This window comes from Adlercreutzia sp. CNCM I-6215 (assembly GCF_977072315.1).
This window is the reverse complement of sequence record NZ_CDRVMA010000008.1, coordinates 118,069-142,912: the sequence shown is the minus strand read 5'-3', so window position 1 is coordinate 142,912 and position 24,844 is coordinate 118,069. Positions and strand designations below refer to the sequence as shown.

The window sequence follows — 24,844 nt, the reverse complement described above, 5'->3', positions numbered from 1 at the left end:
TGATTAGCGGTACCGAGACAGCCTACTCGCGGTACCGCCTTTTGCTGATCGCCGGTACCAAGCCAGGTGATCGATGGTACCGCGAGAGGTTACTACTCAACGTTTGCGGGGCGCACCTTTATTTGGGACAGCGTGCTGGGCCTTATGGCCGGTAAGCACCTGCTGGTCGGGTACGGTTCCTCGATTCAGTTCAACATCGTGGCTCAGGGCATTCCGTACAGCGACCCCTCCCCGCAGCTTCCTCTTGTGTCTGCGGCTGAGCGGGGGAATTATCGGCTTCGTCCTGCGCGCAACTCTTCTGTTACTCGCCATGAGGACGCTTTATCGCTGTTGTCGCGACTGCCCCCGCGGCAGTGCTTGCCGTTGCGGTGGCGTGCTTTCTCATGATTGGCCTCATGGAGTCGCTCATCACCATAGCATGGCCGCTTTTTCGTGGCACTTGCGTATTATTGGAGGTCTCTTGCGGAAACGCAGTATGGTTGCTGGGATGCCATCCCCTGCTGAGTGCTGGTAGATTCTAGCTGGTTTCGCCGATTGGTTGTGTCCCGTGAATACGTTTGATGGTTCGGCGCGCAACAAATGCCTCCAGCACAAGCAAAAGCGCTTCTGAGCCAATGCGGGCGATAAGGGCTACTTCTACCGAGAACGCGCCTGCGAGGCCGGCTGCGACGAGAAAGACGAGCTGCACGCCTCCCGCAATGCCGATGCACGCCGACAGCTCAGAGGCTCGTCCGATAGCACCTGTGATGGGATACCCGATCACAGCGATCGGGTATGAGAAGGGGAGGACGAGCACCGCGTAGCTGAGGATATAGGAGCCAGCGACGTATTCCTCGCCTCCCATTACGAGTACGATCCAGCTGGCGGCAAAGTGGCAGGCCGCGGCGATGGCGATGGCGATGGGGGTTCCGACGATCAGTAGCTTTCTTACCAGCGAGATGTCGCGGCGTTTGACCATATGCGGGAAGAGGCTTCTCGTCACGGGCTGCCATAAGGCTTGTACTCCCTGGATGACCGTCGTCGCGATGGTCCAGCAAGAGATAACGAGTGCATCGGTTTGGAAAACACCCATCAGCACTGTTACCGTACTCGACATAAGGGCTGATGCGGCAAGGGAGATGAAGAAAGGCGTCGAGCCTGCGATGATCTTCCTCGTTTTGCTCACAGAGATCCGCCCGATTCCAATACGGTAGTTTCCTTTAAGATACGCTACCGTCCAGGCCAGGGCGACGACGGAGGCCATCCCCTCGAAGGCGGCTATCAAATTGAGCTGGCTCGGCTTCTTCACAAAGAGGAAGATGAGGATGACGGCAATTACCTGAGTGATGGAGAATCGAACGGCGATTGCCTTCATGTTCTCAAGTCCCTGGAGGACAAAGTCGGGCAGAAGCGACTTTGCGGCGATGGCTCCAAAAGACAAGGCGACAAAAGCCAGATTGTCACCGAGGATGGGGATGAAGGCAGCGGAAGCAAGCGTGATGGCAGCTCCGAGGAGGGCTAGCAGCAGCTTGGCGATGAACACATCGGTGCTAATGGACGACATGGCTTGAGGATCGTGGGCGTTTTCCGCGATCAGCTTGGTGCCATATTGCGCGAATCCAAAATCTATCAAAGTTTGGATGAACACCATATACGATACGACGTAGGCTCTTACGGCATAGGCGTCTGGCTCAAGCACGCGAGCGAGATAGGGCAATGTTACTAGGGGAAAAAGGAATTTTACCGCTTGCATGATCATAAGCGCCGCAGTATTGCCTAGGAAAGTTCGACGTCCTGCCTGCAGTGAAGAGGGCGGAGTGCTGTCGTGTCGCGCGCTCATGAGATGCTATCGCTCTCGGCGATGCGACGAGTCGCACTGACGCTTTGCCGGCTCTTCGCGTTGCCCTTCTGCTTCCCGAACATTTTGCGTTGCGGTATTTTGTGGGGGTCGCCCTCTCGAAGAGATGAACTAACAGCCCAGATGAGGGGAAGATAGGTAAAGACGAGATCGATAAGAAGGCTAGCCAAATCATAGCGAGGGAGCAAGAGCACGGTATAGACGAATACTGCATACACGATGCATCCCATGGCGTCGTCCGATTGACGTCCACGTATCTGAATGCGCGCGCAGAGCACGCCGAATATCGCATATCCGATGATGACGACAGCTAGCCCTCCGATAAGGAAAAGTTCTGCCGCCATTGAGCCGGCGTATCCGGTTCCGGCGGTGAAATTGTCCGGATAGAAATGAGAAGTGTACCACTCGGGAAAGGCGAGAGGTTTACTGCCTCCAAGAAGCGAGCGCGGGATGAGGCAGGTGGCGACGCCAGTCAACACCGAGGGGTCGTATCCGGAGGTGCGCACATACCGAAAGACATCGTCTAGGGTGCGCGAGATGAACTTTCCCTCTGTTTGCTCGAGAGAGAGCCACTCGGGGGTGAAGTTCGCGATGGCGTATGTGATCGACGATTCCAGGCCATGGACGTCGTAATATCCGCGTATTTTTCCGAACACCATGAACCCCAGAACGAGAAACGCTCCTCCCGCGTAGACGAGGATCTTGGCAGGCGATTTGAGCCTCGGCCCCCAGATGGCGCCGAGGGCAATGAGGAGAAAGAGAATTTGACGGCGCTTCATCAACAGGAAGAAGTACGTAAAACAGAACAGGATGAGGCTGAGACGGCTAGCCCACTTCAGGCTCTTGCCGCCGAATCCTCGAGTTATGAGAAATTCGTTAAGGATGATACTGAGGGGCCAGAAAATAAAGAATGCAGTGACATAGCCCGACCCTTGATTGGCTCCGTAAGATGCTGAATAGCTTGTTAAGGGATGCGTTGTGTAGTGCACCACGTGAGCCGCGACGCCAATAAGGAAAAAGCAGAAGGCGATGTTCTTGATGCGATTGGCACTTTGGGCGTTGAGTGGCCGGTGCTGCTCGGGACGCTCGATTCGGTTGGGTGACGTGACGGAGCCGAGAAGATAACCAAGTGTCAGGGCCGCAATGGCTGCAGCCAGCAGAGGGAGGCATTGCTCGTAGGTTCCATTGAGCACGTTGATATAGTAAACAGTATGCGAGATCAGTGCAAGGATAAGCAAGCTGGGATAAAGGCACTTCTGACGTATGGGCGCAATCGAGGTCAACAAATCACATCCTGTTGGCCTTGGGCGGTGTTACGGGGCTGCGATGCGAGGCTACCGCAAGAACGATGGGCTTAGCTGCGGGATTCGGATGAATATGCCTCACGCGTGCCTCCTCCTCATCTTCTCCGTGTGCTCTGAGCGCCATGGGCGCATAACTCAATTGTAGGGGAAAGAATCCTCGTTTTGTCGTGTATGTTGAGAAATACAAATCATCCTACTGATCAGCGTGTGCTGTTATACTAGCATATCGTCTGAGGTATCCGCCTGATCCGGGTGGGGCAGAGAGGCCCGCAGTGCTCGGGTGGGATTTGACGAGGAGAACACGTTGACGTTTTACGAACTGTGCGGAATGGTGCGTCACTGCTGGCGTATCGCCCTTGCTATTGTGCTGGCCTGCACACTTGGGATGGGCCTTTATTCCCTAAAGGGGAGTGCGCCTGTGTACAAGGCGACGGCCACGGTGGTTGCCACGGATCCGTCGGGAAAGGTGACAACCGCCCAGCTGATGGCCACCGTGGAAGCTATAGGTATTACCGTCGAGCGTGAGACCTCGGGCGACGGCGTGACTATTACGGGCGCGGCTGCTACCCCTACGACGAGCCAGTGCTATATTCTCACTGCTGTATCGGGCGATGCAAAGGAGAGTATTACCGCCGCAAATACCGCCGCCCATCGGATAGCCGACGAGGCCAAGGGCGTTTATGTGGAGCTGGCGGCCGACGGTGAAGAGCGGCTCCATGCCTATGCGGACAACCTCCAGCTGTTTGAGGAGCTGGGCAATGATCGCATCGATGCCATCAACAGCGTGGTGGCACCAAATACCTATGCATTTTGCGAGTTCAATGTCGAGGAAGCTCAGGAGGCGTCCTCCCAGGGGTCGTCCCTTGTCAAGTTTCTTATTCTAGGGCTCGTCGTTGGTCTTCTGCTGAGCCTTTGCGGTATTGCCCTTTACGGCTTTGTCAAAAGACCGATCAAGGGTCGTCGCGATATCGAGGCCGTGTGCGATCTGCCTGTTTTAGGCGGCAAGAGGGAGAACTCCGAGGTCTTGTGGGCGAATGTCCAATTTGCTGCTGGATCGGAGCCGCGTTCGATTTGCGTATTGTCCGCAGGCAACGAGAACGTGCGGGCGGTATCGGAGGGTCTTGTCCGGGCTGTGCGCGCGACAGGCCGGAACGCTTCTGTCGAGGTTCCCGACGGTATCCACAATGCGGAGACGGGGCCATGCGGCGCTCAGCAAGACGCAATCGTGGTCTACCCCTGCGGCTCTGTTACTGCCAGCGCAGAGGCCTTGTGGTGCGCCCGCCAATCGGATGCGACGGTGGTGTGTGTACGCCAATGGAGCGATGCTCTCGAACGTTTCGCTGAGGTGCTTGATGAACTACGATTGGCCGGCTCTAAGGTGGTCGGTATCATTTACTTCGGCAATTAGCGACGCCCGCCGCGAGGTTTCCTATGAGAATACTCTACGTGACGCAGCTTTACGAACCCGAAAACGTCGCGGGGGCTTTCCGCGCATCTGATCATGCTCGAGCTTGGTGCGCGCGAGGTCATGAGGTGACCGTGCTGACGGGCTGGCCGCATTATCCCAAGGGCGAGGTTTTCGAGGGCTACGAGGTGGATGCCCTGGGCGAGGAGTGGTGCGGCCCTGTGCGCGTCTTGCGTAGCCGTGTCGTGGCCCGCCCTCTTACCAGTTTTGTGAGGCGTATCCAGAACGGCTTGGGGTTCTTGTGGTTTGGGGCCTTGAACGCTGTTTTTCGGAAAAGGGACTTCAAGGGCCCCTTTGATGTGGTCTTTGGCACGTCGGGCACGGTCTTCGCAGGGTGGCTCGGGTTTATCTGCGCTCGCCGCTTTAAGCTCCCTTTTGTTGTCGAATTTCGCGATCTCACTTTCGAGCAGATGGTGGCGACGGGCTCACGTCGAGAGGGGCTAGGCGTACGGCTTATGAAAGCTGCTGAATTGAGCCTGGCAAAGAGAGGGGATCGGATTGTCGTTTTGACTGAGGGTTTTCGCGACATTTTGGCGCGTGAGGGCATTCCCTTGTCAAAAATTTCCGTTGTGCCTAACGGTGCGGATCCTTGCCCAGTGACGAGGGCGGTCTCGCCGGATGTTTTGAGCTTCGGCTATTTCGGGACGCTTGGTCTGTCCCAGGATATCCCCGGTACCATCGAATGTGCTGCGCGGGCTGCTTGCGTTGCCGGTCGGGAGCCCCGGTATCTCATCATCGGCGAGGGAGCTGCGCGCGGCGATATTGAGGAGACGATCGGAACGAATCGCTATCCTTTCTGCGAGCTCCTTCACGGCATGAGCAAGGACGACCTCGAGAAGCATTACGCTACATGCGATATGACCGTCGTGAGCCTCCGGAAGGCCGAGGAGTTTGCTTCGACTATTCCTTCGAAGGTGTTTCAGTCTCTCGCCCGAGGCATCCCCGTGTTGTTCCTAGGTCCCGAGGGGGAGTGCAGTCGGCTGGTGAGTGAAAATAGAGTGGGCGTGACTCTGACGGGCACCCCGGACGAGAATGATCAGATTTTGAGCGAGTTCTTCGGATCTCCAGATTGGGAAGCGGAGCTTACCGCCATGGGGGAGCGGGCTCTCGCATTGATGGATGAGCGCTATTCCCGCCGTGTGCTTGCCGATCGGGTGGTCGATGTTCTTAGCGATGCGGCCGGTGTCGATCCTGATGGGCGCGGTGTGTCATGAGTCTCTTGTCGAAAGGAAAGCTGTATCTGCGCACTGTCTCCCATCTCAAGCCGAGCCAAGTTGTCTATCGTCTTTGGCGTAGGTTGGGCGGCACCACTCCCCTGCGCCGAGGCCATCGCGTCAAGGGCGATCCGTCCTGTGCCGACATTGGCCGCATTCCGCTGCTGCAAGAGCTCGATTTCGACACGGTCTTTCTGAAGCGCTTTTCGCCTGACGATATCGTTCGAGGTCGTATTGAGCTTTTGAACTGCGGGGTCAGCATCGACTGGGGGAAGCCGTGGCTTTGCGAGGAAATGAGCGCTCTTTGGAAATTCAACTTGCATTACTGCGAGTTCGTCCTTCCGCTGGCAAAGGCTGCGTGTGGCGCAGGGAGTGATAAATACGTCGAGGGCGGCAAGGACATCATCTCGTCGTGGATCTCTGTTCATCCTCGCTCGGCGGGGGGAGCGCCTTGGGATCCCTACGTCATCTCCATGCGGGTGGCAAACTGGCTGGCCTTCTATGGCGAGGCGCGCGACGCCATCGACGGGGACGAGCCGTTTCTGCGGAAATTCAACGACTCCCTGTACGAGCAGTATTGCCATCTGTCCGTCCATCTCGAAAAGGACATTTTGGCGAATCACTACTTGGAGAATCTCAAGGCTATGATATTGCTTGCCGCCTACTTCGATGACGCTGAGACGCTCCACCTCACCGTATCTCGTTTTGTTGAGCAAATTGGCGAGCAGATCCTTTCGGATGGCATGCACTTCGAGCTGTCTCCCATGTACCAGAAGATCATGCTGGAATGTCTCATGCGGGTCGCGGGCGTTGTCCGCGCCTGCGATTCCGAAGCCTATGCCAAGCTGCATTGTTCGTTGAAATCCATGGTCGACTGCCTGTACTCGTTGGAAAGGGGAATTGAGAGAACCCCCCTTTTCAATGATTCCGGCGACAATGTATCGAAGAGCGCCGTATCCCTCTTGCGATGCGCGGAGCGCCATTTCGGGGTAGAGCCCTCGTTTACAGCCGAGCTTTCCGAGAGTGGCTACTGTATCTTCGAACGTTCTATGGGTAATGCCCAGGTTAAGGCCATCATCGATGTGGGCGCTCCCGGACCTGCCTACGCGCTCGGCCACGCCCATTGCGACATGCTGTCTTTCGAATTGTTCTACAACGGCCGCCCTTGGGTGGTGAACTGCGGGACATTTGCCTACCAAGACCCCTCCCGTCTTCGCTACAAGAATACCGATGCGCACAACGCCCCGCGTTTCGAGGACTGCGAGCAATCTGAGTGCTGGGCATCGTTTCGCATGGCCCGCATGGCCAGCATGACGGGCTGGTCGCGGACGGAGAACGAACTTGAAGCGACTATGGTCGACCATCGGGGGAGGCCTATTACGCGACGTATCGAGTTTTTCCCCGAAGGAGTGCTTGTGAGGGACTCGACCTCCGAGAAGAACATCCCCCTTGTTTCGACGGTGCACGTGGCTGAGCCCTTTGCGTTCGCGGAAGGTGTCGATTCTGCCGAGTCGCGTTATGCCCCGGAGTTTGGTGGCGCTCGAACTTGCCACCAGCACCAGGTTCGGGGTGTGGGCCTAGTCGAGTATTTCCTGCCGGTTCCCGAGGAATGTTTCGGATAGAAGGAATTCCATGAGCTTGACTAACGTTTACTTCAAAGCGCCTGTTTGGCTTCAAAACGTGGCGTGTGCTTCGATCTCCGTCCTCAATTATCGCGAGCGGTATGGGGGAGATTTCCCTGATGTCATGGCGGAGTATCGCGAGAGAAGAGAATGGTCGGCTGATCGTTTGGCCGATTATCGCGACCACCGCTTGAGAAAGATGGTCGACCATTGCTATCGAACGGTTCCCTATTACACGAGGCTCTTCAACGATCTTGGTGTCGCCCCATCGGAGATAAAGACCATCGACGACCTTCGGCTCCTCCCCGTTCTTTCCAAGGATGACGTGCGAGCCTGTCCCGACGATTTCCTGTCGAGTGATTACAGGGGAAAGAGGCTGATCCATCGTCATACGAGCGGAACGACCGGCAGCTCTTTTCAGTTCGTCATGGATCCATCGGCTTATCGCGAACAATGGGCGGTGGTTTGGCGATATTGGGAGGGCTTGGGTATAGAGTTCGGAAAGCCCCACGCTATGTTTGGCACGCGCCGCATTGTGGCACCCAGTCAGACAAGACCCCCGTTCTGGCGGTCAAAGGCCGCCCTAGGCGAGGTCTACTTTAGTGCATTTCACGAATCGGACGATCTGATTGCCCATTATTTTGATGAGATCGAGACACGTCATTTGGAGTGGATTCACGGCTACCCATCGTTGGTCACGCCCCTTGCATCGTATATGGTGGAAAATGGGAAGCATCTCTCGCGGCCGCTGCGGCATTTGACATTGGCTGCGGAGAGCTTACTCCCGCATCAGAAAAGCCTCATGGTCGAGGCGTTTGGAGTTGAGCCGCGAATGCACTATGCGTCGAGTGAGGGCGTTGCCAATGCTTCCCAGAACACAGTGGGCGATCGATATTACATTGATGAAGACTATGCTGTAATGGAGGTCGTCCCCGTTGACGGTAGCGATGAATGCATCATCGTAGGAACATCGCTGACAAATTACGCAATGCCGCTTTTGCGATGGCGCATGCAGGATGTCGCGCAGGAGGCAATCGACGAGCGCGGCTATCGATACCTAACGAAAGTGGAAGGCCGCGTCGAGGACTACCTGCTGCTTCCGTCGGGGAGAAAGATCGGCAAGCTCGACCATGTGTTCAAGGACACTCGTCATTTCAGGGAGGCTCAGATACACCAGCTGCCCGATTATTCGGTCGAACTCATTGTTGTCGCTACTGGGGGAGATTCGGCGGCCGATGAAAAGGTCGCCCGGCGGGAGCTGCAAGAAAGCGGTTGCGACGTGCCGATCAGCTTCCGCTATGTGGATTGTATTCCCAAGACGAAGGCAGGCAAGTTGAAGTTCGTCGTGTCCGAGGTTACCGAGGGGCGCTCGGGGGTGCGACCGTCATGACCGTTTACTATCTAGGGCAGTTCCCGCCCCCCTATGGCGGGGTGACGGTGAAGAACGCCCTGCTGTGCGAAGAGCTTTCAAAACATGTCGCCATCGAGGTTCTGAGTTTCCGAGAGACGAGCTTGGTTCATATACTGAGAAAGGTTCTCTTGTCTCGAGCGGAAGACGTTTTCGTCGTTGGATTTGGCAACAAGGATCTCCGGAGACGTTTTGTCAAGGTGCTGGGAACGGTGCGTCCTGCGGTTCTGGGTCGCATGCTTCTTATTGGCATGGGCGGTCGTCTCGGTCATGAGCTGGAGGAAGACGCATTCTATGCTCGTTGCTGCGCGCGGATGCGCGCGGTGTGTCTAGAAACGGAAGGCATGGTGGCTGCGGCGCATCGCGCGGCGGTGCGCAACGCTGTCGTCCTGCGCAACTGTCGCCCGAGACCGGAGTCTTGTAGCTGTGCTGTTTCGCGAGAGCGCTCTGAGCCTCTTCGCGCCGTGTTCCTCTCTCGCGTCAGTACGGAAAAAGGCGCGGATATCGTTCTGGAAACGGCTCGTCTTGTGCCTGGGGTGGAGTTCGATATATACGGTCCAGTGGACGATGCATACGCCGAATCGTTCAAGACACAAATGGAATCGCTTTCTAACGTCCGGTACTGCGGTGTTTTTGACAATGCGACTGGTGACATTATCTGCGAGCTGGCGCAATATGATGTACACCTTTTTCCATCACGATGGCCTTATGAGGGCGTGCCGGGGGTTTTGGTCGAAACGAAGATGGCGGCTGTTCCGAGCATTGTCAGCGATGCCTGCTACAACGCAGAGATTGTCGTCGATGGGCTGTCAGGGATCTTGGTTTCGGAGGATTGCACTGAAGCTTGGGCTCGCGAGCTGAGGGCGTTAGACGATGACAGGCCGAAGCTCGATCGGCTCAAGCGCGGCGCATACGAGTCTGCGGAGGAGTACTACACGGATGCTTGCATAGGAGTTCTTTTAGAAGTTTTAAACGGAGGGAGCGTAAGCTGATATGAGCAGCTTCATGAATGCGGTGAACAAGTATCGGAGGGCCCATTGGCTCGAGCAGCACCATTTGAAGCCTCTGGCCCGTTTGTATGAGATGTGGATCTATCTGATTCACAACTGCTTTATCCCTGCCTCATGTGAAATAGGATCGGGCACTACATTTGGCTATAAGGGCATCGGTGTTGTTCTGCATAAACGCGTGAAGATCGGCGCCAATTGCATGATTTCCCAGAACGTGACCATCGGAGGGCGGAGCGGTCATTGCGAGGTACCTGTTATCGGAGACAACTGCTCGATAGGTGCTGGCGCGAAGGTTCTCGGGCCCATTGTGATAGGGAACGACGTGACCATTGGGGCAAATGCCGTGATGTTGAAAGATGCTCCCGATGGGACGGTTTGGGCCGGCGTTCCAGCTCGCGAGATCGTGCGCAAGCCGGAAGGGGAGGGTGCCTCTGCACAGTAGCGGCACCCTCCGCGGTTGCTGTTCAGTCGAGTTGACGTGTTAGGTCGACTCTCGAAGGATTGAGGCGATGCGTTCCGATGCATGGCCGTCGCCATAGGGATTCGAAGCGTGAGCCATGGCCTCATAGACGCTCTCATTGTCGAGGAGTTCGGTGAAGGAACGGTAGATTGATTCCTCTTGGGTGCCGACGAGCTTGAGTGTGCCAGCTTCGACGCCTTCCGGACGTTCGGTGGTGTCGCGCATAACAAGAACCGGCTTGCCGAGTCCCGGCGCCTCCTCCTGAATGCCGCCGGAATCTGTCAGGACAGCATGGCTGGCGGCGAGGAAATTGTGGAAATCGAGCACGGATAGCGGCTCGATGATGCGAAGGCGATCAAAACCGTCGAGTTCGGCATGAGCCGCTGAACGCACGAGCGGGTTCATATGTATAGGATATATGGCTTTTGTGTCCGGATGCTCTTCCATGACGCGGCGTATTGCCCGAAAGAGGCGATGCATGGGTGCTCCGAGATTTTCACGACGGTGGGCAGTTATGAGCACGAGCCTGCTTCCCTGAGCCCATGCGAGATCGGGGTGCGTGTAGCCGTCATGCACTGTTGTGCGCAGCGCATCGATGCCTGTATTGCCCGTGACATAGATGTGCTCGGCGGCCTTCCCCTCAGCGAGGAGGTTTTGGCGGGCCTGCTCCGTGGGTGCGAAGTAGTACTTCGAGATAATATCAACGGCTTGGCGGTTGAACTCTTCAGGCCACGGCGAGTAGAGGTCGCGGGTGCGTAGGCCCGCCTCTACGTGGCCGACGGGTATTTGGAGGTAGAAGCATGCGAGCGCGGCAGCGAAAGAGGTGGTCGTATCTCCATGAACGAGGACGATATCTGGATGGCTCGTCTCGAGGGCTTCTTTGATATTGAGCAGGACGTGGCATGTTATGTCGAAGAGCGTCTGCCCGGGCTCCATGACCGCCAAATCGTAATCGGGTGTAACAGAAAACGCCTCAAGAACTTGATCGAGCATCTGCCGATGTTGCCCCGTTACGCATACGAGTGTCTCGAAATCGTCAGGCTGCTCCCGAAGCTCGCGCACCAGCGGACACATCTTGATTGCTTCCGGCCTTGTGCCGAAGACGAGCATGACGCGCTTGCGACGTTCTGCCATGGAATCCGCCTACAGCTTGTAGATGTTGTCGCCCGTGCCGCATACGTTGCGAGTATCAAGCACTACAACATCTCCGAGGGCGGAGGGGTTGTCCTTCAACTCGGAGTGTCCGACCATCACGATGACCATTTCGAGATCCTCGAGAAATTCCTTCATGGTATGTACCTGGCCCGGCACGATATCCCGCTCTACCCATGGATCGTATACCTTGCAGGCGCCTCCGGCCAGATGACGCTCCATGGACTCGATCATCTGCAAGGTGGGCGATTCACGTACGTCGTCGACGTCCTCCTTGTAGGTCAGGCCATAAATGCCCACCTTTGAGGAGGATCTAATACCGCGTTCCTCCATGATGTCGTGGGCGCGTTCCAGCACGAAGTCGGGCATGGAATCGTTGATTTTTCGGGCTGCTAAGATGATGTTGGCCAGACCTGGATAGTCGCCTACAAGAAACCAGGGGTCAACGCTGATGCAGTGACCTCCTACCCCGGGTCCGGGAGAGAGGATGCTAACGCGGGGATGTTTGTTAGCGATGCGGATAATCTCGTAGACGTCCATTTCGTCAGAACGGCAGATCTTAGCTAGCTCGTTCGCGAAAGCGATGTTGATGTCGCGGAATGTGTTCTCGACTACCTTCGTCATTTCTGCCGTGCAGATGTCGGTGACTTCGATATCGCCTTCGCAAAATGAGGTGTAGATGTTCTTAACGGTCTCGCCGATAGCGGGATCGTCTGCTCCGATTGTGCGATTGTTGTGTAGGAGCTCGTTGACCATGTTGCCGGGAATGATACGTTCAGGAGCATGAACCAAATGAACGTCCTTGCCGATCTCCAGTCCTCGCGCCACTACGGCAGGACGAACGAACTTATCCATTGTGCCAGGGGATACGGTTGATTCGATGACGAGAATAGCACCCTTGGGGCATACGTCGAGCGTTGCTTCGATCGCTGCTACTACGTAGGAGGGATCGATCTTCTTGGAGTCCTTATCGTAGGGAGTGGGCACTGAGATGATGTACATGTCGGCGGCTTCATAGTCGGTTGTAAACGTAATGCCCTTTTCCTGGGCGACCGCGAACAAGTCGTCGAGCCCATTTTCGCTGAACGTGGTCTTGCCGGCATTGAGTGTCGCAACGAGTTCTTCGTTGTAGTCAGTGCCAATTACCTTTACATCATGGCTCGCCAGCATGAGTGCCGTGGGCAATCCGATGTAGCCCAGTCCGATTACGTTTACCTTCATACTGTCTCCTGTGCCTTTCTCTGATTGACGGTTGGAGTGGATGCCGACTGCTCTCTAGATTTGACCGATTGACTATGCGAGATCGCGTATTGGCCGTGCTCCATTTTGCTGAAGCTAAGAATGAACGCACTTTTCTATTATACGACGACGTGCTAGTACGGAGTTGAGGATGTCGTATCTCTAATAATGGGGCAGCCCCTATCTGTTTGATTGGTCTTGACCGATGCAACTGAATCCTCAATCGATTCATCGAAAGTACCTACGTGGTAGTCGAAACCGCAGTCACTGGCATCTAGTTCGTAATAAGCATCGCCGAACATTTTTCTGAACACTTGATTATGGGAAGCGAGAAACGTGGCTGGTTTAGCCCAAAAATTGCTCATGCGTACTCTGTGACCTAGATGCTTCCCGATGCTGGAAAGCATGTCTGCGGTGCATACATGCTTTCTGTTCTGAGGCAAAAAAAGTCCTCCGCGCTGTTCGTCGATAAGAAGGCGCATAAGTTCTGCGAGGCTTTGCGAATAAAGCATTGAGCGGCGATTGCGGACGTTCGGGAAGCAGGGAGTTGTGGTCGCAAGCTTGACGAGGCGAGGAAAGTTTCGCTGAGTGCAATATGGCCCATAGACAAGAGGGGGTCTCAAGATGGCTATAGAGAACTGATCGTCTGCCAGCGGTTTAATAGCTTTCTCGGCGGCAAGCTTGCTCTTTCCGTATGCAGTGGTGGGAGAGGGAAGGGTGTCCTTTTCTACGACAACACTGCCGTTAGTGTCGGATGCGTATACATGAAAGGAGCTGAGGAAGATCAGGTGGCCAACGCTGTCCGCTTTCGCTTTGGTGGCCACGTCGTAGGTAAGTGAGACGTTGACGTCTCTCATCGTTTCCGCCGTTCCTTCTCCATCGTGAGAGATGGCTGCGGCATGGACGATAGAATCGTACTTTTCCCAAGAATCGTTTTTCCAGGCGGCATCGCGAAGTGACACTCTTGTTACTTCATATTCATCGTTAAACGCGGCAAGCCGTCGCTCCAGCTCGTTGCCGATCCAGCTAGTTTTACCGGTTATGAGGATGCGCTTCATTGAATAGTTCCTTCTGGATTCTTCAATCGCTGTTGGCTCATGGCAAGACCGTCTTCGTCGTAGCCTATGAAATGGGAGTCAGTTCCGATGTAGTTGCCGGTTTGTCCCCGACCGAGTACCATGCGGACAAGGCGCAACGCTTGTTTAACATCGACGATAAAACTAACGTTCTCGACATATAGGATGTCGTTCTCGAAACGGGCGTGGCAAAAATCGTACTGTTCGCATAGGGCATTGTTGAGAAACGGGCACTCTAAACCAGGGCGAACTGCGTAGCGCATTTTGTGGCGTTCGGTCATACGTGGCGTAAACTCAACAGGAAGGGGCCGGGGTCCGATGAGGGACATATCGCCCTTGAATACGCTCCAGAAATTGAGCAGCTCATCGAGGGAGTGCTGACGCACGAAGCGACCGAGGTTGGTCGTTCGCTCTTCGGGAGGGAGTAGCTCGCCGTTCTCGTCGCGCTCGTTGGTCATGTTGCGAAATTTCACGAGATCAAAGGGCTTAAGGTTTTTTCCCGATCGTTGCTGGTGAAAAAAAAGGGGGGAGCCTACGTCGTGGAAAGTGAGTGCGCCGAGCACTACGTTGATAGGGAGGGTAATAAGAAGGGCGACACCAGATAGCGCGATATCCAAGATGCGCTTCATGTAGCGTACGTATATCCCATTTGCGGGGGAGACGGGGGCGGCGATGGCGTTCGCGTGTGCAAGATGCGTTCTTGAAGAATTCGCGCCGCGTCGGCAACTTCCCCGCGAATCCACTCATCATTCGATGATTCGGTTGAGGTGTGTGGGCTTGCATCGCGAGAGCTGTTCGCACGTTCAGGTTTCGTCTGTAGTTGTCTCTTCATAGATCTAGCGTTGTTCTCCCGAAGTGAAAATATTTGCGGACAAACGCGCTGATTTAAATCGCGAGCATGCCACTCAGTTCGTTTGACTTATATAGTAGCGTAAACCGAGGTCATTTGCGCCCCTCGGTTTTGACTGTGAATCAACCAAAGGTTGCAATGGAGGGACTTGCTGGCTCGGAAACGAGGAAATGCTCTTGCGATAACTAGCGTATTTCGATAGACTGACATCATGCAAATAAGATCGCCTCTGCGGCTTTTGAAAGCTGCGTTAATGTCTGAAAGTGTGTCAGGAATCTGGGGGGAGACTTGTATGGTGGGCGCATTTGAGCAAATGCGGCGATTTGGCCTGATTGCGGTAATCGTGTTAGCGGTGCTTGTTGCATTGGTGGCACCTCCGAGCGCTTACGCCGAGGGATCGGGTGCTCTGGCCGACAACGATGTCATTACCGTTGAAGCCCAAGTGCGCGGGGTAAATTCCGAGGGATGGCGCGTGTTCGTGTCGTATGCGCGACCCGAGGCGGGCAAGCCGACAGATTTCACTATCACGGTTGAAGACGGTCCGAACGGAACGGGACCCTACCGATATCAGCAAGGCTTCATTTCGAAGGAGGGTGCGTATGTGTACGATCCTTCCTTCGGCACATTCGATCCTCCCCAAGATTCAAATGTGCTGAGTTACGAGTTTATCGGAGCAGGACGATACGAGTATCAGTTTCTGGTTCAGCCGACAGGCAAGCTAAACAAGCGTTTCTCGATCAGCGTCGATGTGGAGGGGGAGGGCTTCGTCGACGCGGACGAGAGGGCCCGCGAAATCATTGCCGAGTGTCTGCCGAACGGGAATCGGGACGATTATGAAACGGCCCTCGTGTTGCACGACTGGATCATCGACAACGTCAGCTATGACCGTACCTATCGCAACATGGGAGTCGATCGCGCTCTGGCCGGCATGGCGGTCACTTGCGAGGGGTATCATGCCGCCTACGTGAAGCTGCTTGAAACGGCGGGCATGAAAACAGGACGCATCACAGGTGGAGGCCATGTGTGGACGGCCGTCCAGATGGATGGCGAGTGGTATCACGTGGACACGACCCATGACGATGTGAAGGACGGTCTGTTGGATGCGACGGCGCCGGGTACCCTTTCGAAGGAGCAGCAGGCCCATCTGCTGTTCGGGCTAGACGACACCACTATGGCGCTCGCGAACCCTTCTTACGCGGGTTCCACGCCGGGGTATGAGGCCAATTCGCTGGAGAACAACTACTTCATCAGGACGGGCGACATCCTTGAGTGGTCTGATCCGGTAGCTGACCAGATATTGCAGAAGCTCAACCAGAAGGTGACGTCCTTCAAGGTGAAGGCAACCAATGCGGCGTGGCCCCAGCCCACCTACAAGAATCCCATCAACAACCTGGTGGCCTACGAACTGAATCGATGCGAGTGGAGCACCGACAACCAGACATCCGATGCAGTCGTGCGTGTTGATTACGCTGACGACTACTTCAACGTGGAGGCCTTCGCGGTGCTGTCGGGCGCGCCTTCGGTGGCGAGCGGGCTGACGTACAACGGTGATCCTCAGACGGGAGTTGCGGTGCCCGATACGGGAAAATACGTGGTATCGGGAGCGCCTCAGGCGACGAATGCCGGCACCTATACGGCGACGGTGGCGCCTGCTGCGGGCTACGCGTGGGACGAGACGGGCAATCGGGAGTCCCGCAGCTATCAGTGGAGCATAGAGCCTGCGCTCTTGTCATCGAGTGCGATAACGGTGGTCGTTGCGCAGCCCTCCTGCGAGTACACCGGAGAAGCGCAACGCCCGCAGGTTTCCGTGAAGCACAGCGGCCGGCTGCTAAAGGAAGGGGAGGGCTATACGATCTCCTATGGAAACAACGTTGGCATTGGCCGGGCGACGGCAACGGTTCGGGGGACGGGGAAGAACTATACCGGCACACGAACGGTCTCCTTCAATATTGTGGCTCCTAAGAATAAGTGGCTGACCATCAGCGGTAAGAAGTATTACTACGGAGTTGACGGCCAGCCGGTGAAGTGGAGCCAGAAGATAGGTGGCTTCTGGTACTACTTCAACGGCTCCGGCGTCATGCAGACGGGATGGATCACCTGGAGGGACGGCACCAAAAGCTTCTTCGACTGGGACGGGCGCGCCCTAACCGGCTGGCGCAGCTTCAGCGGGGTGAAGTACTACTTCGACCCGGCCACGGGCATATCCAAGCGCTGGAGCCAGAAGATCGACGGCAAGTGGTACTACTTCGACTCCTCCTCCCGCATGGTCAAGGGCTGGGTCACCTGGAAGGACGGCACCAGGAGCTACTTCCACCCCGACTCCTCGGGGCACGCCGCTGCCCTCACGGGCTGGCGCAGCTTCAACGGCGTGAAGTACTACTTCGACCCCGCCACGGGCATATCCAGGCGCTGGAGCCAGAAGATCGATGGACATTGGTATTATTTCAACACCGACAGCGTCATGCAAAAAAACCGTTGGATCACCTGGCAGGACGGCCGCAAGAGCTACTTCAACTGGGACGGCCGCGCCCTAACCGGCTGGCGTAGCTTCAACGGCATAAAGTACTACCTCGATCCCGTGACGGGCATGACCTCGAGGTAAGAGATCATGTGCGGTAGTTTCAAGGCTTTTTATTAGATGAGCGTCAGCATCCATGTCGCCAACGGTATTCGATTGAACAGGTTAGAGAGATTAGGAGGATATTGGTGGGTAGTTTTAAATTAGTGGAATTAGATGAATTTTCGTACAATACGCCGCAGGAAATGTACGCGGATAGGAAGAATCGCTCCATTCAATCCTTGTTCGATCATCAATCGAAGATGATAGACCTGTACATGAGAGAATTCGAGACGCGCGATGTGTCCCTAGAATTGCCGCCGGGAAGTGGAAAAACTTTGGTAGGTCTGTTAATAGGTGAATTTCGCAGACTTAAAAATAGGGAAAAAGTTGTTTATTGTTGCTTGAACAAGCAGCTAGTGAATCAGGTTTGCACGCAATCAAAGATGCAGTATGGCATAGATGCTAGACCGTTTATAGGTAGCAAGAAAGATTTTGATCCTAAGGATGCTGCCGATTTCAATTCTGCAAATTGTATCGCGGTTACGACATATAGTGCATTGTTCAACTCTAACCCCTATTTCGTTGATGCGGATTTCATAGTGTTCGATGATGCGCATTCTGCGGAGAGCTTCGTCGCTTCGCCGTGGTCAGTGGAGGTTGATTCCGCCGTACGCCCAAAACTGTTTGAAGCTGTTGTCACGGCCTTGCGGCCCCTCATGACTGTTGAAGAGTATGAGCGTGCTTTGACAGGAGGGGGCGCGGCATCGCCGTCGTCTTGGATTAGCTTAGTGCCTCTTGTGAGTGCTGATAACGAAATCTCAAGTATCTCAATGGCGTTTAATCGATATTTTATTCAAAATGGACAAGATGATTTGCGTTTTAGCTGGAATATGGTCAAGGATCATCTTCGTGGGTGCCAAATATTCGTTTCAAGTAATTCTCTACTGATTCGTCCCGTGATTCCTCCTACGCAGCTGTTTGCTCCTTTTGCCGATGCCCGTCAAAGACTTTACATGTCTGGAACTCTTAGCGAACGAGGCGAATTGGAGAGGTCTTTCGGCGTCCGGGGTATAACCGCGCTACCTATGCTTGATCAATGGAGGGGGCGAACGACTGGACGTCGATTGCTGATGTTTCCGACGATCGCAGCAGACGATGTGCCGCTCGATCGGATTGTATCCAGGATATTGGATCAGGACGAGCGAAGTCTTCTCATGGTGTCTAGTAATGCCATGGCCGAGCAGTATTCGGATCTCGCAAAGGTCGCAGGAAAAACGGTGTTCACGGCAGCTGAACTCGAGAATGATAAGAAGCCATTTATCAGTAAGAAAGATGCGGTCGCGATTTTAGCAAATAGGTTGGATGGCTTGGATTTTCCGGGAGGTGAATGTCGATCGGAGATCATTGTGCAATTACCGCAAGGAACCAGTATGCACGAGAGATTTTTGGTTGAGTCAGCCAATGCCGACGAAGTGTATTCTGAGCGTATGCGTAATCGCATCACCCAGGCACTGGGGCGTTGCACGCGTAGCCAGACGGATTATGCGGTAATTTTCGTGCTTGACGAGAGGGTAGTGCGGTTGTTGCAATCTCCGAAAGAGCAGAAATTGTTCAACGATGAGCTGCGTGCGGAGATTCAGTTTGGCCTGCGGAATGCAACTGGTAATGACACGTTGGATGATTATTTGGAATTGGTGGATGTGTTTTTGAACCACCGCGATGAATGGGAAATTGCAGAGCGAAACATCGTAGGACTGAGAAAGCAATTAACTGCAGCGGGTGAGCATGAGGGCATGGCTGCTCGCAAACTTAGGGATATTGTTGAGCTCGAAGTTTCGTGCGCTCTTAACCTCTGGAACAGCCAGCTTGGTGCTGCAATGACAGATGCCTTCGAAATAGTGAATAAGTTACGAGACTACGAGGGCCTTGAGGGCTATTTTGGCTATTGGAGCTATATTCTGTACCATGTTGCTCGAGCAGATGCTGAGTATGCGCGGGCCAACAATATTGACATTCGTATACTCATGGAAGACGCTATGCATTCGTCTCCCTACAACGCGTGGATCGTGCCTCGAGATGCAACTGCGAACGAAACTCAATTCGAAAACGCAACAATTTTAGGGCGAATGAAGAAGAAGCTTAGCCGTGAGTTATCGAGGAATGGGATATTTGCGGTGCAAGCATCTTTGGACGATCTTCTAGAGAGGATAGAGAACGCAGAAGAAGGAAACTTTGAGCAGCCTCACCAAGAGCTTGGAGAATGGCTTGGTTATGAGAGCTTGAACCCTAGTAGCTCGAGCGCTCCTGATCCAATTTGGGTGTTAGATGCATGCAGCTGCGTGGTGGCGGAGGACAAGATCTATTCCGCGTTCGACAAAACTATCCCATTGAGGCATGTGGATGAAGCAAAGAGACATGAAGGGTGGGTTAGAAGAAGCGATCAACTGCATTTGAATGTAGATGCCGAAGTAATTACAATTTTTTTGACGACAGCAACGAAAATAGATAAGGAAGCCGCGGTAAATGCTGAGGGTTTATGGTGTGTAGAGAGAGGTCAATTTGCAGAATGGGCCTCACGTGCGATTGGGGTTTTAAAACGTTACATCCGGCAAAACAAGAATCCGCGCGATGATCCGGATTTTGAAACAAACATGAGCAATATGCTTCGAGCCGCCAAAGTTGATTCGCAGTCTTTTCTTGATTTTATCAGGCATAAGAAGTTATCGAACTTGAAGAAGGATTGATGCGAAAAAAATGTCTTAGAACAAAAGAACGAAATGCAATTGGTAATAGCCGGCGACGACCATCTCGCATATATCGGCTAGCTATCGTATCCGCCTTCACATCTGCAATAATTTCGTAGATCGCGCGCCGAATGTCGTTGCACCGACATTCGGCGCGCGATCGGGCCGCTCAGCCACAGTGCGAAAGATTATTGAGGCTGTTGAATGCAGACCGATGTTGGGTTGTAGACTGGAATTATCGTCTGGCTTGTAGTGGGCGAGATAGCGTTGGCGTGAATCGTTAGGGTGGCGTGCGTGGAACGTCGTGTGGGCACTTTTCAACGGTACGCTTGGTAGTCTAGCGTTAGCTCCAGCCTCCGCAGGCCCAGAGCATTGCGACAACGCTGATTGTCCCCAGTGACCGCTCCGATGCTATATGATGAGATTTCGGAATGAAAGTAAGTGATATGCATTATGGTAATTACATGTAGCCAATGAGTCTCTACCGTTGACCAGAGTTGGTCGCTGCGGTGTAAGCCTCGACCAAGTCGCGTATGCTACTTCCCAGAAATGCAATTTGGGAACTGGATGTGCAGACGGGCTTTCGCTCGACGATCGCTCGATCGTTGTTGCCGACCTTGCCAATGATGAATCCGTTTCGTCTATAAAAAGCAAGTAAGCGAGAAAAATAACTCTCGTCTTCTGGATTAATCTCAGAGTGAGTCATCTTCACAAGGTTTCTATCAATTGAATTGATAATAAAGTGCATACAGAGAATTAAATCGGTGCCGACGCCCTTGTTTCGAAACTCATCGTATACATGGATTGTGAAATGGCTGATTGTGCTCCATACCCCCTCCTCAGTTTCTAATGTGAATCTGCATTCCCCCGACGAGCTCTCGTCATCAAGCGCTTTAATCACTACTTCAACTGTAGGAAGTTGTTTTAAGGAGATGTCGTGCAAAAAACCGTGGAGACTTTCCGTACGGTTTTTTGGATAAAATTTCACACAGTATTTTCGTGGAGCGAAGCAGTCTCCCGCTCTTGCGATTAAGCCGCCTTCATCGATGTCCGGATCGAAAAGCAATGCTTCGCAATTCATATGGCCTCGCTCGGCTTTATCCGCTGATCGTCTAGCGTTTTTACTTTTGTTGCGAAGGCGCACGCTTGTCTTCCTCTAATTCTGGAAGAAGCTGATGCTGCAGCCTTCGGATTCGGTTCCTAGGTTGTAGACTTGCATCTGGCCGTTGCGATAGTTCTCGATAAGGCGGCTGAGGGCGATGGTGTGGTCGCGGGTGATGTCCAGGTTGGGCTTCTTGCCGTCCTGGATGGTCTTCGCGAAAACGGAGATCTCGTCGCGGATGCCCTCGCCGTTCAGCTGATAGAAGTAGCGCTTATTGCTGGAGAAGTCCTCGAAGCGCACCTCGAAGTAATCGGTTTTCCACCAGGGAGAGGGCACGTACACATAGCCCTTGGTGCCTGCGATGACCAGCTCGCCTTCGGACTTTGCCCCGCTGCCCACCTCGATGGACGCGCAGGCGCCCGGATAGATGAAATCCACCTTCGTGTACACGTCGGTGCCGTCGGTGCGGCTCATGAGCGACGCCGCGCTGGCTGCCGTGTAGTCGGTGCCCAGCATCTCGAAGATGGGGAGGCAGGCGATGGGCCCCCAGCCGATGAGACTGCCTGCGGGGCTCGTGAAGGCCTGGCTTGTGCAGGTGGCCCGCACGGAGACCGGTGAGCCGATCATGCCGCTTTTGACGAGCAACGTCAGGCGCGAGAAGGCCAGCGCGTAGGCGGTTTTCACGGCCTCGTGGAACACCAGCCCGCGCTCGTCGGCCACGGCAAACAGCGCCTCTGCCTCGGAGGCGGCCAGCGCCACGGGCGATTCGCTCAGCACGTCTTTGCCGGCCTCCAACCCCGCCTTCGCCGTGGCGAAGCGGCGCTCGGGAGCGTTGGCGACGTACAGCGCGTCGCTTGCCTCGATGAGCTTCTCGAGCGATCCGAACAGCGCCGTCTTTCCCGCTAGGTCGAATTCGTCGCTGTCGGGGAACGCCCCCACTACATCGACACCGCTCACGTACTTGCACTCGTCGATGAACTTGGCGATGTCGCGCGAGGCGCCCACGATGCCCAGGGCGATGTGATGGCCGCCTTCGCGCAACTGGGTGCTGGAAATGCCCTCTGTGCGATCGAGGTACACTACCTCGCAGTACTCGTTCAGGTAATCGAAGTGCCCGCGCCAGTCAGACCCGATAGCGAAGATATCCACATCGTAGTTGCGGATATCATCGATTTTCTGGCCGTAGTATTCCTCGGGTATCACCTCATCGGCAATGCCGAGGGCCTTCACGGCCTCGATGCGGTCCATCAGCGATTGCTTCACATTAATCTTGCCGCGGTTTTTGTCGAAGTCCGAGGAAGTGACGCCCACGATCAGGTAGTCGCCCAACTCCTTCGCCCGGCGCAGCAGGTTTACGTGTCCGTGGTGCAGCAGGTCGAACGTGCCGTAGGTGATGACTTTCTTCACAGCTTGATCCTTCGCTTGGGGGGGTGCGGCTGAGCCGCAGGATGGGGCAGGGCCGATGCGGGGGCGCGCCGCTCGTCGGCGGTGCGCCCCCGGATGCCCAACTTAGGCAGCGTCCACTTCCAAAAGGGCGTCCACGAACTTCTCCATGGCGGCTTTCGAGCCGGTGGACACTCGCAGGAAGTCGGCGAGCATGCCGGACTTCCACGACTTCACTAGGATGTTCCGGGCCTCAAGGTCGGCCGCCACCTCCGGTGCGGGACGATGGGTGCGGATGAAGATGAAGTTCCCCTCGGAGGGGCGGGCCTCATAGCCCTGCTCCTGCAAAGTCTCGATGGCCCACGTGCGGCCCTCCCGCTCGGCAGCGATGAGCTCCTCGGCAATCTCGGGGTGATCGAGGATCTTCTCGCCGAACAGCAGCGCCAGAGCGTTCACATCGAAGGTGAGCTTGGCGTTTTCGACGTAATGAATGATGGTCGGGTTCGAGATGATAACGCCCAGGCGGCAAGCGGCCAGCGAGAACAGCTTCGAGAAGGTGCGCATGACGATGACGTTGTCGTAGGTCTGTGTCAAGTCGATGAACGTGTTGGGGTAGAAGTAATGGTAGGCCTCGTCGATGATGACCACGGCGTCCACGGCGCGGGCTGCCTCGATGGCTGCGATGACGTCCTCGCGGCTGAAGGCGTCGCCCACGGGGTTGTTCGGGTTCAGCAGCACGACGATGTCGGTGTTGGGGCCGATGGCGGCGATGAGGTTTTCCATGTTGAAGGACAGATCGTCGTTGTAGGCGACCGGCACATGGTTCAGTCCGAGGATATTGCAGTTCACCCAGTACATCTCGAAGGAGGGGGCCACGGTGACCACGTCGTGCCCTTGTCCGCAGAATGTCTGCAGCAGGTAGCGGATGGCCTGGTCGGTGCCGTTGGTGGCCGTAACGCAATCGCGGGGAACGCCCACATACTTCGCGTACTTCGTGAGGAAGCGGTCGGGCTCGGGGTAGATGGACAGGTACTCCGGCGTGATCTCGGCCTTGACCTCGTCCACGAACCAGGCGGGCAACCCTTCCGGGTTCTCGTTCATGTCGTAACGGAGCATCCCATAGCGGCCTTGGTCGGGGAAAACGCGCTCGGTGTTCTTGATGTGCTCGTCAACGTAAAATGCCATGGGTCGTCTCCTTTACGATTGGTAGAACTCGATGAAGGCCTCTTTGTCGGTGAGGCCGAAGTTGCGGGGCATGGCGCTGGCGCCAGCGTCTTTGCTGGAAGTACCGTCGGCGTTCAGGTAGCTAGTGCCAGTTTGCGCGCGATAGAAATCGAGGAGGGTGTCGATGGTAGGCGTTTGCACGCCGACCATGGAGGCGATGTCCTTGATGATGGCCACGCCGAAGGGGTAGTCCTCGGTGAACATGCGGTCGTTCCAGTTCGGCAGGAATGTGCCGTCCTCGGTGGGGCTCAGGGGTACCTTGACCGCCTCGAAGGCCCGGATGCTCTTCAGCTTGCGAGTCATGGCCTCAGGAGTGGGGGACTCGTAGTACTCGCGCAGCGATACCACCTCGCTCAAATCGAGAGGGGCGAGGGCGCGGCAGATTGCCTGCAGCTCGTCGTCGTAAGCCAGAAGGAAGCGCGACGTGTCGTCGTTCCACTGCTCGTAGAACATGAGCTGCTCGGGATAGGTGTCGCCCGGTTGGTAGTCTTTGAAGACGCCGTAGGCGCCCGAAGTGTGCAACAGGGGGTTTGAAGGTACCAGCGTTACCGCGAGGAACTCCTTGAGAGCTACGGTGGGAATATGGAAAAGATCCTCGAGAAGCGCGGCCACCTCGGCGGTTCGACCCTTGGGGAGCGTGGCCACGTACAGCGTTTCTTTCGCCGACAGAATTCCGGCCGTGCGCTCGTCCCAGCTCGAGCGGCACACGTAGGGCACGCGCTGCAGCCCGAAGACGGTGACGCCGCGGGTGATGAGACCCTGGCAGTAGTATTCCACGCCCCCGTAGCCCGGAACAAAGCCGATGAGGGTGCCTTTGCCGACATAAGGCTCTACGTCGGCGACGAACTGCTGCCGGAGAAACGCGGGGTAGGTGCACAGGATCAGTTCCGCGTTGCAGGCCCGGGCCATGTCGTCGGTAACGGTGAAGGTCGCCGATGCGACGGCCTTTTCTTCGTAGGTGTATGCGAGCGTTTCGCGGCTCTTATGGGGTCGCGTGGTGTAAAGCGTGACGTCGTTGTCCTGCGAAAGCACCGCGCAGCAGGCGAGGCCGAGGTTTCCCGCGCCAAATACCGTAATGTTCACTGCAAACTCCTTTGTCGCCCGGCGAGGGGCTCGTCTCAACGAATGAGCTGACCTTATATGATAGACCAAAAGATTTCCTTCCCTCTTGCAAAGGAGCTTGCCTACGGCAAA

Annotated in this window: 18 protein-coding genes; 8 read left to right on the top strand and 10 right to left on the bottom strand. The window is 55.3% G+C overall.

The genetic code is table 11. From position 1 onward, the window contains the following. Positions 1 to 517: 517 nt before the first annotated feature. Together ACW4LP_RS07880 and ACW4LP_RS07875 are read right to left on the bottom strand one after the other, a co-directional pair. Complete coding sequence (locus ACW4LP_RS07880; protein WP_417003662.1) at positions 518 to 1,819, bottom strand: oligosaccharide flippase family protein; 1,302 nt, start codon at positions 1,817 to 1,819, stop codon at positions 518 to 520. Then, on the bottom strand, positions 1,816 to 3,123 hold the full coding sequence (locus ACW4LP_RS07875; RefSeq protein ID WP_417003663.1) for a hypothetical protein: 1,308 nt from the start codon (positions 3,121 to 3,123) through the stop codon (positions 1,816 to 1,818). The genes ACW4LP_RS07880 and ACW4LP_RS07875 overlap by 4 nt, the downstream gene beginning before the upstream one ends. A 322-nt stretch (positions 3,124 to 3,445) precedes the next feature. Here ACW4LP_RS07875 and ACW4LP_RS07870 point away from each other — a divergent pair, with 322 nt between their 5' ends. Genes ACW4LP_RS07870 through ACW4LP_RS07845 form a run of 6 tightly spaced genes read left to right on the top strand, consistent with a single transcriptional unit; the run spans position 3,446 to position 10,302 of the window. Further along, entirely contained in the window at positions 3,446 to 4,549 is a 1,104-nt protein-coding gene (locus ACW4LP_RS07870; RefSeq protein ID WP_417003664.1) for a YveK family protein, read from the top strand. Positions 4,550 to 4,572: 23 nt separating this feature from the next. Next, entirely contained in the window at positions 4,573 to 5,820 is a 1,248-nt protein-coding gene (locus tag ACW4LP_RS07865; protein WP_417003665.1) for a glycosyltransferase family 4 protein, read from the top strand. After that, positions 5,817 to 7,442 carry a heparinase II/III domain-containing protein gene (locus tag ACW4LP_RS07860; RefSeq protein WP_417003666.1) on the top strand — a complete coding sequence of 542 codons (1,626 nt, stop codon included), beginning with the start codon at positions 5,817 to 5,819 and terminating at the stop codon, positions 7,440 to 7,442. Before ACW4LP_RS07865 ends, ACW4LP_RS07860 begins: the two co-directional genes overlap by 4 nt. Before the next feature lie 10 nt (positions 7,443 to 7,452). Further along, positions 7,453 to 8,832, top strand: coding sequence for a phenylacetate--CoA ligase family protein (locus tag ACW4LP_RS07855; protein ID WP_417003667.1), 1,380 nt, complete (start codon positions 7,453 to 7,455; stop codon positions 8,830 to 8,832). Continuing rightward, positions 8,829 to 9,842 (top strand): glycosyltransferase family 4 protein, encoded by a 1,014-nt coding sequence (locus tag ACW4LP_RS07850; RefSeq protein ID WP_417003668.1) that lies wholly within the window; start codon positions 8,829 to 8,831, stop codon positions 9,840 to 9,842. The genes ACW4LP_RS07855 and ACW4LP_RS07850 overlap by 4 nt, the downstream gene beginning before the upstream one ends. Position 9,843: 1 nt before the next feature. Beyond that, positions 9,844 to 10,302: a serine O-acetyltransferase gene (locus ACW4LP_RS07845; protein ID WP_417003669.1), complete on the top strand. Its 459-nt coding sequence runs from the start codon at positions 9,844 to 9,846 to the stop codon at positions 10,300 to 10,302. A 39-nt stretch (positions 10,303 to 10,341) separates the two neighbouring features. Here ACW4LP_RS07845 and wecB read toward each other — a convergent pair whose 3' ends face one another. The 4 genes from wecB to ACW4LP_RS07825 form a co-directional block, all read right to left on the bottom strand. After that, on the bottom strand, positions 10,342 to 11,454 hold the full coding sequence (gene wecB, locus ACW4LP_RS07840) for a non-hydrolyzing UDP-N-acetylglucosamine 2-epimerase (RefSeq protein ID WP_417003670.1): 1,113 nt from the start codon (positions 11,452 to 11,454) through the stop codon (positions 10,342 to 10,344). Positions 11,455 to 11,463: 9 nt separating this feature from the next. After that, positions 11,464 to 12,693, bottom strand: coding sequence for a nucleotide sugar dehydrogenase (locus tag ACW4LP_RS07835; protein WP_417003671.1), 1,230 nt, complete (start codon positions 12,691 to 12,693; stop codon positions 11,464 to 11,466). Positions 12,694 to 12,845: 152 nt separating this feature from the next. Further along, the gene (locus ACW4LP_RS07830; RefSeq protein ID WP_417003672.1) at positions 12,846 to 13,769 is read right to left on the bottom strand and encodes an NAD-dependent epimerase/dehydratase family protein; all 924 of its coding nucleotides are present in this window, start codon (positions 13,767 to 13,769) and stop codon (positions 12,846 to 12,848) included. After that, on the bottom strand, positions 13,766 to 14,416 hold the full coding sequence (locus ACW4LP_RS07825) for a sugar transferase (protein ID WP_455803697.1): 651 nt from the start codon (positions 14,414 to 14,416) through the stop codon (positions 13,766 to 13,768). The genes ACW4LP_RS07830 and ACW4LP_RS07825 overlap by 4 nt, the downstream gene beginning before the upstream one ends. 822 nt (positions 14,417 to 15,238) lie before the next feature. On the opposite strand from ACW4LP_RS07825, the gene ACW4LP_RS07820 reads away from it, so the two are divergent. Together ACW4LP_RS07820 and ACW4LP_RS07815 are read left to right on the top strand one after the other, a co-directional pair. Further along, the gene (locus ACW4LP_RS07820; RefSeq protein WP_417003674.1) at positions 15,239 to 17,239 is read left to right on the top strand and encodes a transglutaminase domain-containing protein; all 2,001 of its coding nucleotides are present in this window, start codon (positions 15,239 to 15,241) and stop codon (positions 17,237 to 17,239) included. A gap of 104 nt (positions 17,240 to 17,343) precedes the next feature. Then, the gene (locus tag ACW4LP_RS07815; RefSeq protein ID WP_417003675.1) at positions 17,344 to 19,941 is read left to right on the top strand and encodes a helicase C-terminal domain-containing protein; all 2,598 of its coding nucleotides are present in this window, start codon (positions 17,344 to 17,346) and stop codon (positions 19,939 to 19,941) included. Positions 19,942 to 20,422: 481 nt separating this feature from the next. On the opposite strand, the gene ACW4LP_RS07810 is transcribed toward ACW4LP_RS07815, so the two are convergent. The 4 genes from ACW4LP_RS07810 to ACW4LP_RS07795 all read right to left on the bottom strand — a co-directional run bounded on the left by ACW4LP_RS07810 (position 20,423) and on the right by ACW4LP_RS07795 (position 24,733). Then, complete coding sequence (locus ACW4LP_RS07810) at positions 20,423 to 21,085, bottom strand: GNAT family N-acetyltransferase (protein WP_455803696.1); 663 nt, start codon at positions 21,083 to 21,085, stop codon at positions 20,423 to 20,425. Between the two features lie 12 nt (positions 21,086 to 21,097). Further along, positions 21,098 to 22,450, bottom strand: coding sequence for an adenylyltransferase/cytidyltransferase family protein (locus tag ACW4LP_RS07805; RefSeq protein WP_173113659.1), 1,353 nt, complete (start codon positions 22,448 to 22,450; stop codon positions 21,098 to 21,100). 102 nt (positions 22,451 to 22,552) lie between these two features. Next, on the bottom strand, positions 22,553 to 23,611 hold the full coding sequence (locus tag ACW4LP_RS07800) for a pyridoxal phosphate-dependent aminotransferase (protein ID WP_455803695.1): 1,059 nt from the start codon (positions 23,609 to 23,611) through the stop codon (positions 22,553 to 22,555). Between the two features lie 12 nt (positions 23,612 to 23,623). Further along, entirely contained in the window at positions 23,624 to 24,733 is a 1,110-nt protein-coding gene (locus tag ACW4LP_RS07795; protein ID WP_227069989.1) for an NAD/NADP octopine/nopaline dehydrogenase family protein, read from the bottom strand. Between the last annotated feature and the right edge of the window lie 111 nt (positions 24,734 to 24,844).

What these genes read in the sequence shown, in the direction of transcription:
- ACW4LP_RS07880 (WP_417003662.1), bottom strand. Translation starts at nt 1,819, where the DNA reads ATGAGCGCGCGACACGACAGCACTCCGCCCTCTTCACTGCAGGCAGGA.
- ACW4LP_RS07835 (WP_417003671.1), bottom strand. Translation starts at nt 12,693, where the DNA reads ATGAAGGTAAACGTAATCGGACTGGGCTACATCGGATTGCCCACGGCA.
- ACW4LP_RS07855 (WP_417003667.1), top strand. Translation starts at nt 7,453, where the DNA reads ATGAGCTTGACTAACGTTTACTTCAAAGCGCCTGTTTGGCTTCAAAAC.
- ACW4LP_RS07825 (WP_455803697.1), bottom strand. Translation starts at nt 14,416, where the DNA reads ATGAAGCGCATCTTGGATATCGCGCTATCTGGTGTCGCCCTTCTTATT.
- ACW4LP_RS07830 (WP_417003672.1), bottom strand. Translation starts at nt 13,769, where the DNA reads ATGAAGCGCATCCTCATAACCGGTAAAACTAGCTGGATCGGCAACGAG.
- ACW4LP_RS07800 (WP_455803695.1), bottom strand. Translation starts at nt 23,611, where the DNA reads ATGGCATTTTACGTTGACGAGCACATCAAGAACACCGAGCGCGTTTTC.
- ACW4LP_RS07865 (WP_417003665.1), top strand. Translation starts at nt 4,573, where the DNA reads ATGAGAATACTCTACGTGACGCAGCTTTACGAACCCGAAAACGTCGCG.
- ACW4LP_RS07860 (WP_417003666.1), top strand. Translation starts at nt 5,817, where the DNA reads ATGAGTCTCTTGTCGAAAGGAAAGCTGTATCTGCGCACTGTCTCCCAT.
- ACW4LP_RS07845 (WP_417003669.1), top strand. Translation starts at nt 9,844, where the DNA reads ATGAGCAGCTTCATGAATGCGGTGAACAAGTATCGGAGGGCCCATTGG.
- wecB (WP_417003670.1), bottom strand. Translation starts at nt 11,454, where the DNA reads ATGGCAGAACGTCGCAAGCGCGTCATGCTCGTCTTCGGCACAAGGCCG.
- ACW4LP_RS07850 (WP_417003668.1), top strand. Translation starts at nt 8,829, where the DNA reads ATGACCGTTTACTATCTAGGGCAGTTCCCGCCCCCCTATGGCGGGGTG.